The organism is Mixta hanseatica (genome assembly GCF_023517775.1).
GTDB classification, from domain to species: domain Bacteria; phylum Pseudomonadota; class Gammaproteobacteria; order Enterobacterales; family Enterobacteriaceae; genus Mixta; species Mixta hanseatica.
Window position 1 is genome coordinate 4,178,026 of the sequence record NZ_CP082904.1, and the last position, 17,346, is coordinate 4,195,371.

15 protein-coding genes are annotated in these 17,346 nt (G+C 58.3%); all 15 read right to left on the reverse strand.

All coding sequences use genetic code 11. From position 1 onward, the window contains the following. Positions 1-100: 100 nt before the first annotated feature. Complete coding sequence (locus tag K6958_RS19805; protein ID WP_249892673.1) at positions 101-1,357, reverse strand: MFS transporter; 1,257 nt, start codon at positions 1,355-1,357, stop codon at positions 101-103. 12 nt (positions 1,358-1,369) lie between these two features. Further along, entirely contained in the window at positions 1,370-2,668 is a 1,299-nt protein-coding gene (locus tag K6958_RS19810; protein WP_249892674.1) for an ATP-grasp domain-containing protein, read from the reverse strand. Between the two features lie 24 nt (positions 2,669-2,692). Further along, positions 2,693-3,319, reverse strand: coding sequence for a CDP-alcohol phosphatidyltransferase family protein (locus K6958_RS19815; RefSeq protein WP_249892675.1), 627 nt, complete (start codon positions 3,317-3,319; stop codon positions 2,693-2,695). Next, entirely contained in the window at positions 3,316-4,560 is a 1,245-nt protein-coding gene (locus tag K6958_RS19820) for a pyridoxal phosphate-dependent aminotransferase (RefSeq protein ID WP_249892676.1), read from the reverse strand. Before K6958_RS19820 ends, K6958_RS19815 begins: the two co-directional genes overlap by 4 nt. Then, positions 4,557-5,297: a sugar phosphate nucleotidyltransferase gene (locus tag K6958_RS19825; protein ID WP_249892677.1), complete on the reverse strand. Its 741-nt coding sequence runs from the start codon at positions 5,295-5,297 to the stop codon at positions 4,557-4,559. Before K6958_RS19825 ends, K6958_RS19820 begins: the two co-directional genes overlap by 4 nt. A 77-nt stretch (positions 5,298-5,374) precedes the next feature. Further along, positions 5,375-6,709: a hypothetical protein gene (locus K6958_RS19830; protein WP_249892678.1), complete on the reverse strand. Its 1,335-nt coding sequence runs from the start codon at positions 6,707-6,709 to the stop codon at positions 5,375-5,377. Then, positions 6,706-7,926: a pyridoxal phosphate-dependent aminotransferase gene (locus K6958_RS19835; protein WP_249892679.1), complete on the reverse strand. Its 1,221-nt coding sequence runs from the start codon at positions 7,924-7,926 to the stop codon at positions 6,706-6,708. The genes K6958_RS19830 and K6958_RS19835 overlap by 4 nt, the downstream gene beginning before the upstream one ends. A gap of 5 nt (positions 7,927-7,931) precedes the next feature. Beyond that, entirely contained in the window at positions 7,932-8,852 is a 921-nt protein-coding gene (locus K6958_RS19840) for a hypothetical protein (protein WP_249892680.1), read from the reverse strand. Continuing rightward, the gene (locus tag K6958_RS19845; RefSeq protein ID WP_249892681.1) at positions 8,849-9,868 is read right to left on the reverse strand and encodes a GNAT family N-acetyltransferase; all 1,020 of its coding nucleotides are present in this window, start codon (positions 9,866-9,868) and stop codon (positions 8,849-8,851) included. Before K6958_RS19845 ends, K6958_RS19840 begins: the two co-directional genes overlap by 4 nt. Next, positions 9,865-10,989: a 2-aminoethylphosphonate aminotransferase gene (locus K6958_RS19850; protein WP_249892682.1), complete on the reverse strand. Its 1,125-nt coding sequence runs from the start codon at positions 10,987-10,989 to the stop codon at positions 9,865-9,867. The genes K6958_RS19845 and K6958_RS19850 overlap by 4 nt, the downstream gene beginning before the upstream one ends. A gap of 9 nt (positions 10,990-10,998) precedes the next feature. Further along, positions 10,999-11,838: a phytanoyl-CoA dioxygenase family protein gene (locus K6958_RS19855; protein WP_249892683.1), complete on the reverse strand. Its 840-nt coding sequence runs from the start codon at positions 11,836-11,838 to the stop codon at positions 10,999-11,001. A 52-nt stretch (positions 11,839-11,890) separates the two neighbouring features. Continuing rightward, complete coding sequence (aepY, locus tag K6958_RS19860) at positions 11,891-14,284, reverse strand: phosphonopyruvate decarboxylase (protein WP_249892684.1); 2,394 nt, start codon at positions 14,282-14,284, stop codon at positions 11,891-11,893. 35 nt (positions 14,285-14,319) lie between these two features. Next, positions 14,320-15,189, reverse strand: a complete 870-nt coding sequence (gene aepX / locus K6958_RS19865; protein ID WP_249892685.1) for a phosphoenolpyruvate mutase — start codon at positions 15,187-15,189, stop codon at positions 14,320-14,322. A 154-nt stretch (positions 15,190-15,343) separates the two neighbouring features. Next, entirely contained in the window at positions 15,344-16,411 is a 1,068-nt protein-coding gene (locus K6958_RS19870) for an iron-containing redox enzyme family protein (protein WP_249892686.1), read from the reverse strand. 276 nt (positions 16,412-16,687) lie between these two features. Continuing rightward, positions 16,688-17,263 carry a TetR/AcrR family transcriptional regulator gene (locus tag K6958_RS19875; protein WP_249892687.1) on the reverse strand — a complete coding sequence of 192 codons (576 nt, stop codon included), beginning with the start codon at positions 17,261-17,263 and terminating at the stop codon, positions 16,688-16,690. Positions 17,264-17,346 lie beyond the last annotated feature (83 nt).

Genomic DNA, 17,346 nt, shown 5'->3' on the forward strand with positions numbered 1-17,346 from the left:
AAGGCCATGGATCCATCATGGCCTTTTTTGTTTTACCTGCGGTGATGATAAAGCCCTGCCCGTATGGCCGCTGACTCCGCAATAGCATCGCGGCATCGGCTCATGCGCTGATATCCAGCCGCGCGTCGCTCTCTTGCCCTAATATCGCCACGCCGCTTTTAAAACTCAGCAGGATGGAAAGCAGCCCGCCGAGACAGGCACCCAAAATCACCGCGTGACTGCCGTAAAACTGGGAAAGCACGCCGCCCAACAGCGCGCAGGCAGGCATAATACCCCAGGTGATAAAGCGGAAGCTGGCGTTAACACGTCCCAACAGCGGGCCAGGACAGACGCGCTGACGCATGCTCAGGATATTCACCACCCCAACTGACGACCCCCAACCGGCGAAAAACAGAAAAACGGCGTCCAGATAACGCATATGATGCGGAAAAAGATTGGGCAGGCAAATCGCCATAGAGAACAGGCCATAAACGATGCCGCCCAGCAGGATAGCGCGTCCGGCGCCCCATCTGTCACTAATCAGGCTCGCACACAGCGCACCGACCAGCCCGCCCAGCCCCTGAAAGGCCAACACCAGGCCGACCGAAGAGGCATCCAGCCCCACATCGCGGCTCAGATAAACCACCAGCTGCGGCGTGGCGGTACAGGCGAACAAATTCCACGCGGCGCCGATGATCGTCAGGCGGCGTAACGCGGGCAGTCCAAACAGCGTCGTCATGCCCTCTTTAATCTGCGCCAGGCTTGAAGGACGCTGCGTTTCGCTGGACGCCTGATGATTTTTCGGCAATCCCAGCAGCAGGCTGCTCCCCGCCAGAAACAGCAGCGCGTTAAGCAGCAGCGTGCCTGAAGCGTTGGTCAACTTGATCAATATGCCGCCCAGCGCCGGGCCGATCAACTCCCCCGCGCCGGCAATCGCCGCCAGCGCCCCGCTGGCGCGCGCGATTAAATGCAGCGGCACCAGGCTGGGCAGATAAGACCAATACGCCACTTCAAAGTAGACGTTAGCGCAGCCGACGATAAACACGCCCAGCAGCAGAAAGGGAATCGACAGATGCCCGCTCCAGGCGATAAGCGTCAGCGCCAGCAGCACGCTAAAACGCGCCATATTGGTCACCAGCAAAATGGCGCGCCGCTCCCGCCGATCCGCGGTGACGCCCGCCAGCAGCGTAAATAGCATAAAAGGCGCCCGCGCGCAGGCGGCGATCAACCCGATGTCGAACGGCGTCGCGTGCAGGACCGCAACGGCGATCAGCGGCACAACGATAAAGGTGATGGCCGACCCAAGCTGTGTCGCCACGTCGCCGCAGTAAAAACGGGTAAACTGCGGATGTTGGAATAAGCGTTCGCGGGCGAGCATCACCGTTCTCCTTTATGAGCGATCGAAATATTTCGCTGTTTCCAGTCCGGTCAGCGTATCCATCTCACACAGGAAGCGATGCCCTTTCTCTGCCACCGCCTCCGGCGACTCCGCCAGAATAATCACATGCCCCATAATGCTGAAGTTGCCGCCATAGCGCCCCACAAACTTATTCGCTTCGATATTCAGCGTGTTATGCGGGATCTCATAGGCCCTGAGCAGCGCCGTCAGCTGTTCCTGCCGGAAACGTTCGCTGATATGGCCGCCGTGTCTGGCCGCCACCGCCAGCGTAATGCCCGCATTATGGAACCCCGCTTCGCTGACCGTGACCGCCTCGCCTAAATGCAGGCGAATCAGATGCGCGAAGGCGTCTTCTCCGGTCTGGATCTGATACATAATCGGCGACACGCTGCCCATCATGCGCGCGTTTATTTCCACCAGCACCGGGCCTTCCGGCGTCATCAGCAGTTCAACGTGATAAAGGCCGATATCGATCTCCAACGCGTTGAAAACCGTCTGCAAATAGTCGCGGATACGCTCCCGGTCGGCGTCGGACAAGCCGGACGGCATGACCGCTGCCAGCTCCAATAGATCGTAATAATGCGCGCGGTAGCGGGTCGTGGTGGCGTACAGCATCACATTGCCGTCACGCACAATGGTTTCCGCCGAATGCAGCGTGCCGGTCACATATTCTTCAATAATGTAATCATGAGAAACGACGCTATCTATCAGACTGCTGTTGGCGCGATCGTCACGCAGGTTCTTTAAATAGGCGGCGAAGTCAGCGGGCGTATAGCAAATGGCGGAATACTGTTTGGCGAAGCCGCGAACCGGCTTAACCACAAAGGGATAGCCGATAGTTTGCGGGCCGGAGAATAGCGCCTCCTCGCTTAACACTTCAAAGCGAGGCGAGCGGATGCCATGGCGGGCCAGCGTTTCGCGCAGCTGATGCTTAAAGACCGCATTGCCGAGCTGCTGCGGCGAAGGATAGCGGGTATGCCATTTTTCCGCCGCACGCGCCGCAGGCATAATGCCGGTTTCGGCGGAGCTGATAATGGTATCGATGGGCGTTTCGCGATGCAGCCGCTCCAGCACAGGGAACAGGTCGGCATCCTCCAGCGTCTCCACCTCGATATAACGATCGACATCGCGCAGCTGGCCCTCCAGCTTTTGCGGATCTTTCGACATAATGCTGACGAAGCTTGAAGCCCGCGTCGGACGGATAAACGTGACCTGATGCCCCAGGCTGCGGGCGGTGCGAAAAGCGTTAAGCCCGGTAGGCGTGCTATCGATAAAAACAACGTGAGCCATAAACATCTCCTTGCCAACGGTAAGTTAAAACGATACCCACAGAGTGAGGCCGAACAGCAGCGTCATCCCCGGAATCAGCAGACGGTTCGCAGGCATCCGGATCGGGACGCAGGTAATCTGCAGCAGCGCGAAGAATGCGGACAGCGCCAGCACCGCGCCCTCTCCGCCTGGCAACCGCCCGGCCATTTGCAGCATCAGCAAAACCAGTACGATAAACGCGGCATAGGGCGTTTGCAGGCCAAAAGACGCTTCCGGCCCATCGCCGCTCTGCAAGGTGAAGTGCGAAAGGCGAACCGCGCCGCAGAACACCAGCAGCGCCGCCGCCATGCCGGCAAACAGGGGATACTCGCGGCACTGCGCGAATACCAGCATGGCGATGACCACGTTGAAGTTCACCAGATCCGCCAGCGTATCAAGCTGTTTGCCAAAGCCGCGCTTAAGGCTGTCATGCGCGTAGAAACGGCGCGCCAGGTAGCCGTCCAGGTGATCGAGCAGGATGGCGGAGAAGACCAGCAGCAACGGCAGAAAACGGTGCCCGCTGAAGATCAGCATCAACGCCAGCGCGGCGATCAACAGATTGAGCATTGTGACCAGGTTCGCGCCGTCCATATAGGCGAACGGCATCAGCCTCGTAGAAAGTGCTTTTTTCATGCCTGTTCTCCCCTGATGCGCATCGGCATCGCGCATTCAAGCCGCGCCAGCGCCTCGTCGAAAGTCGCCTCGTCGCAGCCCAGCACCAGCCGGATATGCTGCGCGCAGCTGGCGCCGTAGATGGCGCCGGGCACGGTCGCGATCTGCATTTCATGCAGCAGGTAATCCGCCACGCATTCGCCGGAGGTGGGGAAACGCCGCTGCTGCGCGGGGGTTAATGCCTCAAACAGCCGCTGCACGTCAGGAAACAGAAACATGCCGCCCAGCGGCCGATGCGACCAGGTAAAGCCTTTGTCGGGGGTGAGCCGCTGCAGGGCGCGCTCGACGCGCGCGCTCAGCATCAGGCTGCGCTGCTGCAGCCAGCGATCGCACTGCGGATCGCTGAGCATTCTGAGGGCGATGCGTTCGTACTGCTGATTGACGCTGAGAATCAAATAATCGTTCGCTTTACTGGCCGCCGCGATAAAGTCAGGATTGCCTACCAGCCAGCCGATACGTAAGCCCGGCGTGCCGAACTTTTTCGACAGGCTGTTAACCAGCACGGTTCGCTCTCCCTGCGGATCGAACAGCCGGGCCGGACGATGGCGTCTTCCAAACGACATGGTGTCATACACTTCGTCATGGATGATCCAGCTGCCCTGCTGCCGGGCCTGGCGCAGCAGGAGTTCCCACTCGTCATCGTCAAACACATAGCCAGAGGGGTTTTCCGGCGAGTTAACGATCAGCGCGGGCGAGGCCGGCAGGCTTTGCTGCGCGCCGTCGCTAAAGAAATTGCGATGAAGATGGTGGACGCGGCGCCCCAGCGCCAGCAGCGCGCGTTGATAAAGCATATAAGAAGGCTCGGTGACGACGACCGCCTCGCCCGGCTGGGAGCAGCAGAGGATCGCCAACGCCACTGCCTCAACGCCGCCGTGCGTAATCAAAATTTCCCGCTGCGAATCGATATGCAGCCCGTAACGGCGGCGATACCAATCCGCTATCGCCTCGCGCAGTTCGGGATTGCCGCCGGAAGGCCCGTAGTGTTTGGCGCTGGCGAGAAACGCCTCCGGGCTCAGATCGTCGCGCGCGATATCTGCCAGCAGATGTTCCGGCGGGCCGAAAACCGGTTCGCCGATGCTCATATTCAGGATGGCGGGATTCTCTTTCGCCGCCTGGGAAATCGCCTTTGAGGCGTAGACGCCCAGTGAGCTCAGGGTCGGATTCAGGCGCGGCGCGGCGCTGGAAGTAACGAGATGAGTCATGCGCGCGCCACCTCCTCGGCCAGCCTGGCGGCACGCGCCAGATCGGCGGCGTTATCCACTTCCACCCAGGGACGGCCCGCCGCATCCACCCATGAGGTCGTGAAGCGGGCGAAAGCGCGCTCGAAAATCGTGTAGAGTTGCATCGCGCCCTGGAAAGGCTGCTTCTCCAGCTCCGCTACGACAAACTGGCGCGCCGCCTCGCCCAGCTTCACCAGACAAATGAATTCGCCCAGCGCGCCGTCACCCTGCCGGCGCTCAGCCGTGCCGTGTTCGATAAAAAGCAGCCGTTCGATTTTGCCGTTGGGCGCCAGCACCAGCGTATCCATCGTCGGGTTGCGGCTCGTCGAGTCGAGCGCGATACAGATTTCCGCCGTATTGCGCGCCATATCTCGCAGCAGCGACGGCGGAATCAGCAGATCGCCTTCGTAATATAAAACCGGGCCGGGCTGCTGGCCCAGCGCGCAAAATGCGCTCCAGTCGAGGTTGCGCGCGGAAAAATCCGGGTTGTAGCAGAGTTCGAAGCCGCGATGCGGCTGCGATACCAGTAGCACCTGCACCAGCTCCGACGCGCCATGCCCTACCACAAAGGTGCGCTTATCGATGCCCGCCGCGTCGAAGGCGCTCAGCTGGTAATCGATCATTCGACGCGCGCCGACTGGCAGGCAGGCTTTATGTCGTTTTTCGGTCAACGGTAACAGCCGGCTGCTCAATCCCGCCATTAAACATGCAAGACGCATAATCTTCTCCTTGTTGAAAACCGGCTCGCTTGCCGGTCACTGTGTCAACAGCGCCTCCACAAAAGCGCCGGTAAACGTTAATCCGCGGCGCGCTCAAAACCGACGGTCCAGGTCGCCCCTTGCGCCCGGTTTACCGCCACGGCTTTGCCGTTAAAGGCCTCTTCCCTTGAGTAGATGCCAGCATACTTTCCGTCGAATATCAGCGGCCCGAGACATACCATACGCACATCTTCAGGCGTCATTGGCAGGGCGTAGCTCCATAAATCGCTGACCAGCGTTTGCAGGATCCAGCTGCCGCCCGCCGCCAGCTGCGTATCCAGCTCGGCCCGCCACGCCTGCTCGGTACAGGCGTAGCCGAACACTACTTTGTGACCGCACAACCCCAGACCCGGCTTGAGCACCAGTTGAGCACGCTCTTGCTGCGCGCGCGCCAGCGTCTGCTCGCTCAGCAGGAAGGTCGGCGGAATATAGCGTTGGGTAAGCGCGCGCTCTGAAGGGGTAAAGCGCGCGGCGAAAGCGGGATCGCTCAACAGCGCCAGGTTCGCTTTGTTGTCGTACAGCGCGCAGCTGGCGGGGATGCTAAAGACGTCCAGCTGCCGCTGCGCCTCCGCCTGGGCCAGCGCAGCGAAAAAGTCGCTGCTGATGCCGTGCTCCAGCTGTTCGGAAAAGACTAAATCGGTAAACACCACGTCGATTTTTTGCTGCCCGACATAGACGCCGTCCGGTTGAAAGCGCACATCAATCGGCCTGGCGGTGACCACCTGAAAACCGGCCTGCTCCGCCACCTGCAAAAAGTCGGGACGGGCGAAATTCTCTTCCGGGTTTTCCGCCGGGTCGTCGATAAGCTCCAGCATTACCGGCCGATGCGCGCCGCGCGCGCGGCGGTAGCGGTGCACCACCTCCCCCCAAATTTCCCCCATCGGCGGCGCCGCCAGCTCAAGCCCCGCCTGGCTCATCGCCTGACAGAGCGCGCTTTGTCGCCAGGTCTGCACATAGCGATCGCAGATGCCGAGGCCGCCTAACGAAGGCGTGACGTTCATCTCCACAACTTTCGGGCCGCTGTGGGTCAGCAGAATGTCGGGGCGCGCAAACAGTCGCGCCTTTTCCAGCAGATGAGGCGTGCAAAACGGCAGGACGTCGGCCTGCTGTTGCGACGTTAGACGCTGCGCCGTCAGCTGGCGGGCGATGTCGCCGCCGAACAGCCTTTCGGGCAGGCTGAAAATCAACGTCAACAACGCGGCGGCGGCCTCGCCCAGCTCCGTCAGGAAGCCCGGCGGATAAACGACGGGCGGAAAGGTGGCGCCCCAGTCGCCGGGATGCACGGCGCGCAGCTGCGCCGCGAAAGCTTCGCCATCGACATGGTCGCAACGTTGGTAAAAGGCGAGTATTGAGCGATCGAGCAACGTGTTCACAGAGAGGACTCCTTGCATTGCAGAGCAGCCAGGCGATTAATCGCCTGGCGGAAAACGGTTTCGCTGGCGCAGTTGGTCAATCTCAGATGAGGCTGACTTGCTGGGCCGTACGCGATGCCGGGCACCGTCGCGATCTCCAGCTCCTCCATCAAGTAGTTCGCCACCGCGCGGCCGGCATCGACGACGCCGTCGCGCCAGCGATGAGGCAGCGAATGCGCCAGACGGCTTACGTCGGGAAAAAGGAACATGCCACCCATCGGCTGTCGCGGCCATCGAAAGCCCTGCTCTTCGCCTAAGCGCGATAGCGCATACTGATTGCGCGTCGCCAGCATGTCGTTTTGCTGCCTCATCCAGGCGAGCGTTTGCCGATCGTTGAGCAAGCGGCAGGCGATGTTTTCGCTGAGGATATTGACGCCCAGACAAAGGCTTTCATGCACCCGGCTGGCGGCCTTGATAACGGCGGCCGGGCCGATAATCCAGCCAATGCGCAGCCCTGGCACGCCAAACTTTTTCGAGCAGCTGTTGATCAGCACGCTGTTTTCTCGCAGCGCCGGGAAGCACCAGGCGTTAACGTGGCGGCGCGTATACGCCAGCGTATCGTAGACCTCATCGTGAATAACCCAGGCTCCCTGTTCGGCGGAAGCCTGGGCGACCGCCTGCCAGTCCGCCTCGCTCATCACGTAACCCGTCGGGTTTTCCGGACTGTTGATCAGCAGCGCCGGCGCGGCGACAGGCGCGCGCGCCAGCGCCTCCGCGTATTCGTCGACGCCTGGCGCGCGCGGCAAAATATGGCATCGGCGGCTGGCCAGCTGGATGGCCCGTTGATAAAGCGTATAGGAGGGATCGGCGATCGCGACGCTGTCCCCGGGCTGGGTGAGCGCCAGCAGCGCTACGTTAAACGCCTCTATACCGCCGTGCGTAACCAGCACTTCTTTTTCCGCATCGATAAGGAGGCCGTAACGCTGGCGATACCAGCCGGCAATCGCCTGGCGCAGCGACAGCGCCCCCAGCGAATGCTCGTAGCGCTTCATCGCGTCGATGACGCGATCGACGCCCAGGTCCTCCTCGCAGAACGCTGCCAACAGATGCGGCGGCGGGCCGAAATCAGGCTCGCCCATGCTGAGGTTAAGGATCTGCGGGTTGGCTTTCGCGCGCTGCGACACCGAGCGGGAAGAGAGCGGATTCAGCTGTTGCAGCCACGGATTGATTATCGGCATAGCATTTATCCTTTGCGGTTGGCGCGTAAGGTTAGGCGGCCCACCAGGGCCAGCAGACGATCGTGATTCAACGTCAGCGTGGCGAGCGTCATCGCCAGCAGCATACTGACTGGCCATTCGCCGCTCAGCGCCGACTGCATCAGGAAAGCCAGCAGCGGAATCAGTGAATTCATAAAGGTAAACACCGTTACGCCGACCCACTGCAGGCAGGTTTGAGAAAGGAAAGAAGGCAGCACCATGTTCGCCACGATCAGCACCAGCACGCTGTGCAGGTTTTCCTTCGAAAGCGCCAGCGCGGCAACGCCCTGTTGTTCCATGAGATAGAACGCGCAGCAGGCAAGCAGCAAATAGCAGCGCAGCGAGACGACCGATACCGGCCCCAGTCCGCTTTGCTGGCTAAAACGCACCGAGCTGAGGTAGTAAATGAACATAAAGGCGCCCGCCAGCAGCGAGGTGATCAGAGCGATAACGTCCACGCCGGACAGCCACCAGACGGTGGTCAGCGCGCTGACGATGGCGACGCCTTTTACCAGGCGGCGGTCGCGAACACAGCTGCACAGCGCCGAAGAGAGAAAGAAGACGGCGATAAAAAAATCGGCTGGCGCATGAGTGACGCTATACCAGGAGCAGATCCAGTTCAGCACGAAGGCGACCGACATCGCCGTCCAGGCGGGCCAGTAGCGGCAGAGCGCCGCATGGTTGCGCCTTATCCGACGGGCCTCCCACAGGTTAAAGATAAGGCTGGCGGCGGCGGCCATATAAAACAGGCTCACGGCGGCGGGAAGACCCGCGCCGACATGGTTGAGAAACACCTGCGAGGCGGCGGTCAGGGCGATATAGATCAGCGTCAGCGCTTGTCCGCGCGCCATCTCGCCTTCCGGATGCGGGCCGGATGCCAACGCGATGCGGGAATCGGGCGCGCTCATGCCTCCTCCTGCTGCCAGAGCGCAGAATAAAGCGACAGCGGCTGGCAACCCAGCCGGGCTTTGATGCGTGGATTGGTGCGCCCGACTTCAACGCGCGACAGCCCCTGGCGCAGCGCATGCTGTACGCCTGCGGCGACCATAATCGAATACGGGCTCCATGCGGAGTGCGAGTAGTCGGCTCCGCCCGCCCAGAGATGCAGGCAGCCCGGCTCGTTCAGGCAAATAATTGCCGAGACCAGCTTGCCCTGATATTCCACCTGCACCACGCTGATCAGTTCGCCGCAGGCGGTAAGGAATTTTTCAAACACGCCACGCGGATAGTAATCGGGCGTGCCATTCTTCGCGCTGGTGCGCTGCGCGAGTGCCACCGCGCCGCTTAAATCGGCTTCTTTACCCGGCAGTACGCGGATCGTGCCTGCCGACGCGGCGAACCTGCGCAGCTGGCGGCGCATCTCGTGGCGTCCATCGCGCGGCAGACGGGCAACATAATCATCAAAGGCGCTAAAGCCGCGCAGATCGATGGCAAAGCGATGGTGCATAAAGGACGTTTTATAGCCTGCCGCGCGCGCCACGTTAAGGGCCGCGTCGTCGGGCAAATTAAGCAGGCCGCAGCCGGGTAAACGGGCCGCGCGCGCGATCGCCGCCAGCTGTTCCAGCAACGCCACCGCCGCCGCATGCGCGCCCGGCAACAGCAGTATGCGGGTATCGTAACAGTGCGCGATATGTCCCAGCAGACCGCCTTCCGGCGGGGCGAAAACGATGCCGGTGCTCTGCGCCAGCGTGCCGAACGGATCGGGCTGTACCTGTTGCCACGCCACCAGGAAGGCGCACAGCCGATCGCCCTGCCAGGCGCTGAGGTAGTGCGCGCCGACTATCGGCAACAGGGGAAACTGCTCCGCCGCCGCTAAAAAGCCGGGATGATAGAAGGCGGGAGAGCCGTTTTCCGCCCACAGCCGCAAATACGCTTCCGCCGGGACAGCAGCAAAATGTTCATCGTGGACAAGGCGATAGTTCATAGCGCGTTACCCTGAAAAGCCGGCGTCTGCAGCGACGGCGCGCCGGTGATAAACGTAGAAAACGCGGCGAGCAGATCGTCGATGTCCGCCAGGCTCAGCTCGCCCATGACGCCAACGCGAAACGAGTTGGGATTACTGTGTTTGGTGGGATAGATCACCAGCTGGCGATCGAACAGGTAGTCGTTGAGTTGGGAAATATCGCAGCGCACCGCGGACTGCGGTGCCAGCGTCACGATCAGCGGCGCGCGGTGCGCGGCGTCGATCACCGGTGTAAATCCCAGCGCCGCCATGCCCTGCAGCAGATGCTCCATGCGCTGTTGATAGACCTCATAGCGCGCAGCGCGCCCGCCCTGCTCATGAAACTCAACGATCGCCTGCTGCAGCGCCAGCATAATTTGCAGCGGCGGGGTAAAACGCCACTGCCCGTCCTGCTCCAGCGCCTCAACCTGCGCTTTAAGATCGAGGCTCAGAGTACGGGCGGGCATGTTACGACTGAGCACGGCGCTGCGCGTCAGCACAAAAGCCAGACCCGGCAAGCCATGCAGTCCTTTGTTTGACGACAGCGCCACGGCAATCAGCGAGGGCGATGTGACATCAAGCGGCAGCACGCCGAAGGTGCTGATGGCGTCCACCAGCACCTCGCGCCGGTAGCGCTGGGCCAGCGCGGTAAGACCGCTGATATCGTTAAGTACGCCGAGCGCGGTTTCAAAGTGCACGGCGGCGATATGCGTTATTTCCGGATGCGCCTGTAGCGCTGCCTCCACCACCGCCAGATCGAAGCCCTGCATGGCATCAAAACTCAGCACCCGGTGTGGAATAGCGTGCAGCGCGCAGATTGACGCTATCCGCTGACTGTAGACGCCGTTTTCCAGCACCAGCACGCTCTCCTGGGGGCCGATCAGGGAACAGAGCATCGCCTCGACGGCGAAGGTGCCGCTGCCCTGAAGCGGGACGGCGCACCACTGCTCGTCGCAGCCTGCAATCCCGGCGACGGCGCGCCGCAGCTGCGCGCTCAGCGCCGTCGCCACAGGGCTCCGCGAGCCCAGATCTCTGCCTGCTGCCTGGCGCACGCGTTCGGACGTGTTGAGCGGGCCGGGGGTAAATAAACGCAAAGGACGCATAAAGTAGCCTCAACGATTACTGGGGGCGGGTGACAGTGCTGTCGGTTTCATGACTGGCGCGATGCAGCGTCGGCGTTGATACATGGAACAGCGGATCATCCGGCGCCGCCCACTTGCGCTGATAGTACTGATGATAAAAATCGCCTTCACTGGCGAGGTTGAAAGTGAAAAACAGGATGCGCCGCGTAGATTGCGAGCTGTTAGGACGTGAGCGATGGGTATATAAGAATCGAACAGCACAACATCGCCCGGCGCTGTATCAATACGCCGCCACTGCATCGTTTGACTCAGCCGATCGCTGATATCGCCGTTGCGCGTGCCGCCCTGGTAGCGGGGAAGCAAAGGCTGCTTGCCGCGCGGCGTTGTCACCCACTCCCCTTCATTGTTGCCGCAACCCCAGATATGAGCCATTTCCAGCGCGCCGTTGGTTTCATTTGCCGCATCGAGCATCACCGCCGCGGTCACCTGATAGTCCGAGCCAAAGGGGCGATAAGCCACTACGTCCTGATGCGGCGTAAAGCCGCCGCCGCCCGGATGCTTGAAATTACATTTGTCTTTGAACAGATTCACGGCCTGGCCAATCTGCCGTTCAATCAGCGTTTTTAACTGTGGCACCAGCACGTCAGCGAAAAAGGCGTCGCTGCCGGCAAGATATTCAATACGACAGAGCAGGTCTGGGTTGTTTGCTTCGAATACGCTCACGATGCCCGGGGCGCCCCTGTTTTCACTACGCGCCCGGTCGCAAAGCCGGCCCAGCGCCTGCTCAATGGCGGGCATATCCAGTGGGCACGCATGACGCGGGAAGTGAATAAAGCCTTGCTGCATGAAAAAGTTATCTTGCGATCTCATCCTATCTCTCCAGGCTAAAAGGGCGGCAAAACGCGCCGCCACAGGAAAACCGCTACACCATGCGCTTAAGCGCGTTTTCAAATACGTCATCCGGCGTGCAGAGCACCAGGCGGATATGGTTATCGCCCTGCGGGCCATAAACGGATCCGGGCACTACGGCGACGCCCCGCTCTTCAAGCAGATACTGGGCGACGACATCGCCAACGGGTCGGCCGGGCTGACGATATTGCTCCGGGAGCTGGTGGTAAAAGAGACTGACATCGGGGAACAGGAACATGGCGCCCAGCGGCCTACGCGGCCAAAGGTAGCCCTTCTCTTGAGTTAAGGTGCTGACGGCTTTGGCGCAGCGCGCCGCCACGCCGTTCGCCATATTCTCCAGCCAGGCGGATTTACCGGGATCGCTAAGCAGGCGCTGGGCGATGCGCTCATACTGAATATTGACGCCAAGATAGAGGTAGTCATGGGCTTTGGCCGCTTCATCGATAATGGCGGCGGGTGCCACCATCCAGCCGATACGCAAGCCAGGCAGGCCGAATTTCTTTGAAAAGCTATTGATAATGATAGCGTTTTTCGCCAGAGAAGAGACCATGCGCGCCGGCTGATGCGGACGCTCGAAATGCATCGCATCGTAAACTTCATCATGAATAATCCAGGTGCCGCTTTTGGCCGCGGCTTCGCCTATCGCCGCCCAGTCTTCCGGGCTAGCGACGTAGCCGGTCGGGTTTTCCGGCGAGTTGACAATCAGCGCCGAGACGCCTTCCAGCGAGCCATGCTCCGCCAGCATGCGCACATACTCATGATTGCCTGCGGGACGGGGAATACGCAGGGCGCGGCGCTCCAGCGTGTTAATCGTGCGAGCGTAGAGCATATAGGAGGGATCGCTGATGGCGACCCGATCCTGTGCTTTGGTGGTGACCAGCAGCGACAGTGTGATCGCTTCTACGCCGCCATGGGTAACCATGATCTCTTTTTCCGCATCAAGCTTCAGCCCGTAGCGGTCCTGGTACCAGGCAGCGATCGCCTGGCGCAGCGCCAGGCTGCCGCGTGGATCTTCATAACGTTTCGAAGCGTCCATAAAGGCGGCCAGTGATAGATCCTGCTGCTCAATAGTATTCAACAAGTGTTCCGGCGGCCCGAATACCGGCTCGCCAAAACTGAGGTTCGCAATCGAGGGATCGGCTTTGGCCTTGAGCGAGATGGCTTTTGAGGCGTAAATATCCATCTCCGTCAGAACGGGATTCAGAGCGTTCGATGGGGCGTCATCAAGAATGTTCATGGATCGGTTCTCATTTGCAGGGTTTAACGAAGCTGGGCAGGTTGCCGTGCCCTCTGGGTAAGTGCCTGATGATGCGGGCGAGGTCGCCAACAGATTGCGCAGACGGCGCGCCACCTGAAACGGACTCAGCGTGGGCCTGCCAAGCTGCGCCATAGAGCCGGAACGAATCGGCACATGCAGCAACAGCGGCCCATTAACCGGCGAGGTCAGCGCCTGAGCAAAACTTGTCATATCGCTACAGCGACGCGCCCGCGCATAGCCGCTGGCCTCGGCGATGCGAACGAAATCCACCCCTGGCGACGCCGTGGGTTGCGCGCCGGTGGAGTCGTAGCTGCCGTTATCGAGAATGATATGGATAAGGTTGGATGGACGACTGGCACCGATGCCCGCCATATTGCCAAGATGCATCAGCGCGGCCCCGTCGCCGTCGATGACATACACCTTGCGCTGTTCGCAGCCCAGCGCGATGCCGGCCGCCAACGCGCTGGCGTAGCCCATTGATCCCACGCAGTAGAGATGTTCCGGCCTGTCAGAGAGCGTAAACAGCTCGCGCCCGGTTTTGCCGGTCGTGGCGACAAGTACTCCCTGCGGATCGGCATGTTCGCGCAGTACGGCCAACGCCTCCGCGCGTGTCGCGCCTATTTCCGGCGCCGCAGGGCCTGGCGCGTCGGCGGAGAACTGATCGCCCGTCATCACCAGCGCATAAGGACGCTGTGTTTGACGCATATAGTCACCCGCCTCTTCAAGCGCCTGAAGAGCCCGTTCTTCATCATCGGGCAGCAACGCCCATTTCACGCCTGCAAGCGTCAGCAGCTGCGGCGTGATTTCCCCCATCAGCTTGTGCTGCGGTTCATCCTTCTTGCCGGGCTGACCGCGCCAGGTCACCAGTAACAGCACCGGAATGGAAAAAGGCGCGTTCAGGGACGTTAACGGATTAATTAAATTCCCCAGTCCAGAGTTCTGGCATAACACCACCGCCGTCTGATGAGACAGCCAGAGGCCGGATGCCAACGAAAGCGCTTCTCCCTCATTTGAGGCGAGAATATAGCGCGTTTCATTGCGGGCGATAACATCGTTTATAAGCGGCGTTAAATAGGAACAGGGAACGCCAGTGAAAAAGTGAGTACCTTGCCGAATAATTTCATCAACGAAACGTTTTACATTAATCATTTTTTTCTCGCACAGGAAAGTGGAGCTAAACACAATTAAATAGATAAATACTTTTTCTCTGCCTGTTGCACTTCATATTCGTTGGTAAGCTGAAATACATCATCCAACGTCGCAATTTCTCTTTCTATATGCGCCACGCTGTTATTCAGGCGAATTTTCTGCGTAATATCTCGCATAGCGGCAATCGAAGCGCGCAGGCTGTGATTGGCCCAAATAACCGTAGAGACGCCGACGTCACGAAACGCATCGGTTTCGGTGTTGTAATACTTAGTAGGCACGATGACCACCGGGCAGGCGTTATTCCACTGACGGCAGAAAGATAATATTTCTTCGCCATCCGATTTTTTTGAATGAATTAATATCGCATCCGCCCCGGCGCGATGATATGCATCCGCGCGCTTTAGCGCTTCATCCATTGGGCAGCCGCTGATCAGTGCCTCGACGCGCGCCACGACGCAAAAATCTTCCTCCAGCTGGCTATCTTTAGCCGCCTGGATTTTTCCGCAAAATTCATTGATATCCGCCAGATCCTGACCGGCGCCGATAAAAGAATTTACCTTAGGAAATAGCTTATCTTCGAGGCAAACGCCCGCCACGCCTCTTTGCGACAGTTTTTTTACCAGGCGTCTGACGTTATTAAAATTGCCGAATCCGGTATCGCCGTCTAACAGGATAGGTATGGCGGTGTTATCCACCATAAAGTCGACCACATCCATAACCTGGGTCCAGGAAGCTTCATTACGATCGCTCAGGCCCATCGAGGCGGAAATAGAAAGCCCGGATGCCCATAGACCTTCAAAACCGCTTTGCTCGGCGATTTTAGCGCTCATCGCATTATGCGCTTCCATTAAAAATGCCATTTCTTTTTTATTCAGCAATGCCTTTAAAGCAGATGACTTTTTCATTTTCTACCTCAATTACAGTTATTACTAGTGGGAAAGCAGAGAAGTAAAAACCTACAACCAGACACTAAATAAATATAATTAAAGCAAGACGGTAACAACCCCGATATATTGCCTGTCGGGGCATCTGCATAAGTTAATTAAACCAATATATCTTTCAGGCTAACGTTTTAAGTCTGGCGAGCAAATGATCGTAATAATCATTAACCGTATTCAGCCGTAGATTCGCGCCCAGCCATATTTCCCGCATCGCCTCCGGTGTTTTTTTAACAACGGGCAAAATGACATTATTCAGCCAGCCGTCGGCATGAACGACATCTACGCTGATATGCTCTGCGTAGTAGTGCAGATCGCGATCGGTCAGACCAAGACGTTTACCCGCGAAAACCAGTTTTTCATACTGGCTGGGATCAAGCAGTTCGGTCATCGCCAACGCGCCGATCAGCTTATAGTAATGCTGCCGGTTGAGCCCGCTGAGCAGGAAGAGGTTATAGCCCGCCAGTCCCTGCCAGGTCAGCAGGTGCGCGTAGTCATCGCTGGCGGCTTCAATGGCGTTACGTTCAAGCAGGTCGCGGTAAAGCGTCGTGTGCGTATGGCTGTCGCTGCCCATGCCGCTTTCATCCCACATATTGCGGCTTAACTCACCGCGCACTTCCTGCCGCGAGCCGATCATCGCCATCGCGATAAGGTCGAAAAAGACCAGGTTAAGCGCGCTGTCGCTTTTGAAAAAGTAACGCAACTGATTGATAGTGGCCTGGTTCGCCAGATAATCGTAAAGGGGATGGGCGGCGGAACGATGCTCAGACCAGAGCGTTTTAAGCTGCTGGTTAAAAATGTCTGCCGTCGTCATGTCCGGCAGCGGCAGATTACGCTGTGCTTCAAAACGAAGCCAGTTCTGCTCAATGAGCGTTTTGATCCGCAAAATGGCTGGGTTAAATTGATTGCGGCTTTCGTTAGAAAGCGGCTCGGCCAATGCCGTTTGGTAAATGGAAAATAATGTTTTTTGTATTGTGTACAGGCTTGCAGCATCCCGCTCTTCGCCCCATGCCCGTTTTATGGCGTTTTCACATAGCGCGAAAACTGCTGCTGTGATTTCGGGCTGCGCTTCCTGAAATTGCTCAAGCCGTTCACTTGCCAGCCAGTGCGTAATGCATTCATCAAGGGAGTGCTGCGTTGCGGCAGGATGCCAGGCCTTATACGAGTCTGCGGTTTCTGCGTTTGCCATAAATACCCCCGAAAGAATAGATGGCCTAACGCTAAGCAATACCGATCGGTATTGCAATATTAATATTACATAAATGTTTCATTCCGCATTAACTAATTGATTTTAATATAATTAAAAATTGTGATGCAATTCAAATTGCAGAGTGAGCATGCTCTGGATAGTGGGAAATTACAGATTTATATATAAGCAAAAATGATATTATCTTTCTGTAGGGTTTTAAAAAACCTTGAGTGGCAAGGCACTCTTTATCTGATCTAATAAGGGAAATCCTAAAGGTTAAATAGCCACGCCTTCTGTCGCCAGTAAGTTTTTAGCTGTAGACCAGGCTATATCGGCTGGAGAGTATTCACTTTCTTTGCCCCACGTCACTTGAGACATAATGGCGCCGTCAATCAACATGTTGCATGTGTAAGCGATACGCTGCGCAGGCTTGCGCTTAAGCCAGTGACGCAAAATTTGACTGAGCAATGCAATCAGCTCTTCACGCAGCCCGCGGTTTATCGCCAACAGCGCCTGCGATTTTTCGCCAAATTCCAGTACCGAATTCATAAACATACAGCCCCGGAAATCGTCGCTTTGAAACCAATTTTCATAGTAAGCGAAAAAAGCCTGCAGCTGCGCTTTCGGCGAATCCTGCTGCGCCAGCGCCGCGTTGAGATCCGTTAAAAACTGGCTTTTCCTTTGTTCCAGCACGCTCTGAATCAACGCTTCCTTAGACGGAAAATGGCGATATAGCGTTAATTTGGAGACGCCTGCGGTCGTGATGATTTTATCCACGCCGACCGCCTGATAACCCTCTCGATTAAAAAGCTCGGTCGCCGTATCCAGAATTACTTGTTTTCTGTCGCTCATCACTTGTCTCTACGCATTCAGGTCATGCTTAATATTATCACAGACGCAAAACATACCACGCTAACTGTTTGCAGGCTAATCTT

Excerpts from the sequence above, each read along its gene's own strand:
- K6958_RS19805 (WP_249892673.1), bottom strand. The coding sequence starts at position 1,357 with ATGCTCGCCCGCGAACGCTTATTCCAACATCCGCAGTTTACCCGTTTT.
- K6958_RS19810 (WP_249892674.1), bottom strand. The coding sequence starts at position 2,668 with ATGGCTCACGTTGTTTTTATCGATAGCACGCCTACCGGGCTTAACGCT.
- K6958_RS19815 (WP_249892675.1), bottom strand. The coding sequence starts at position 3,319 with ATGAAAAAAGCACTTTCTACGAGGCTGATGCCGTTCGCCTATATGGAC.
- K6958_RS19820 (WP_249892676.1), bottom strand. The coding sequence starts at position 4,560 with ATGACTCATCTCGTTACTTCCAGCGCCGCGCCGCGCCTGAATCCGACC.
- K6958_RS19825 (WP_249892677.1), bottom strand. The coding sequence starts at position 5,297 with ATGCGTCTTGCATGTTTAATGGCGGGATTGAGCAGCCGGCTGTTACCG.
- K6958_RS19835 (WP_249892679.1), bottom strand. The coding sequence starts at position 7,926 with ATGCCGATAATCAATCCGTGGCTGCAACAGCTGAATCCGCTCTCTTCC.
- K6958_RS19840 (WP_249892680.1), bottom strand. The coding sequence starts at position 8,852 with ATGAGCGCGCCCGATTCCCGCATCGCGTTGGCATCCGGCCCGCATCCG.
- K6958_RS19845 (WP_249892681.1), bottom strand. The coding sequence starts at position 9,868 with ATGAACTATCGCCTTGTCCACGATGAACATTTTGCTGCTGTCCCGGCG.
- K6958_RS19850 (WP_249892682.1), bottom strand. The coding sequence starts at position 10,989 with ATGCGTCCTTTGCGTTTATTTACCCCCGGCCCGCTCAACACGTCCGAA.
- K6958_RS19855 (WP_249892683.1), bottom strand. The coding sequence starts at position 11,838 with ATGAGATCGCAAGATAACTTTTTCATGCAGCAAGGCTTTATTCACTTC.
- aepY (WP_249892684.1), bottom strand. The coding sequence starts at position 14,284 with ATGATTAATGTAAAACGTTTCGTTGATGAAATTATTCGGCAAGGTACT.
- aepX (WP_249892685.1), bottom strand. The coding sequence starts at position 15,189 with ATGAAAAAGTCATCTGCTTTAAAGGCATTGCTGAATAAAAAAGAAATG.
- K6958_RS19870 (WP_249892686.1), bottom strand. The coding sequence starts at position 16,411 with ATGGCAAACGCAGAAACCGCAGACTCGTATAAGGCCTGGCATCCTGCC.
- K6958_RS19875 (WP_249892687.1), bottom strand. The coding sequence starts at position 17,263 with ATGAGCGACAGAAAACAAGTAATTCTGGATACGGCGACCGAGCTTTTT.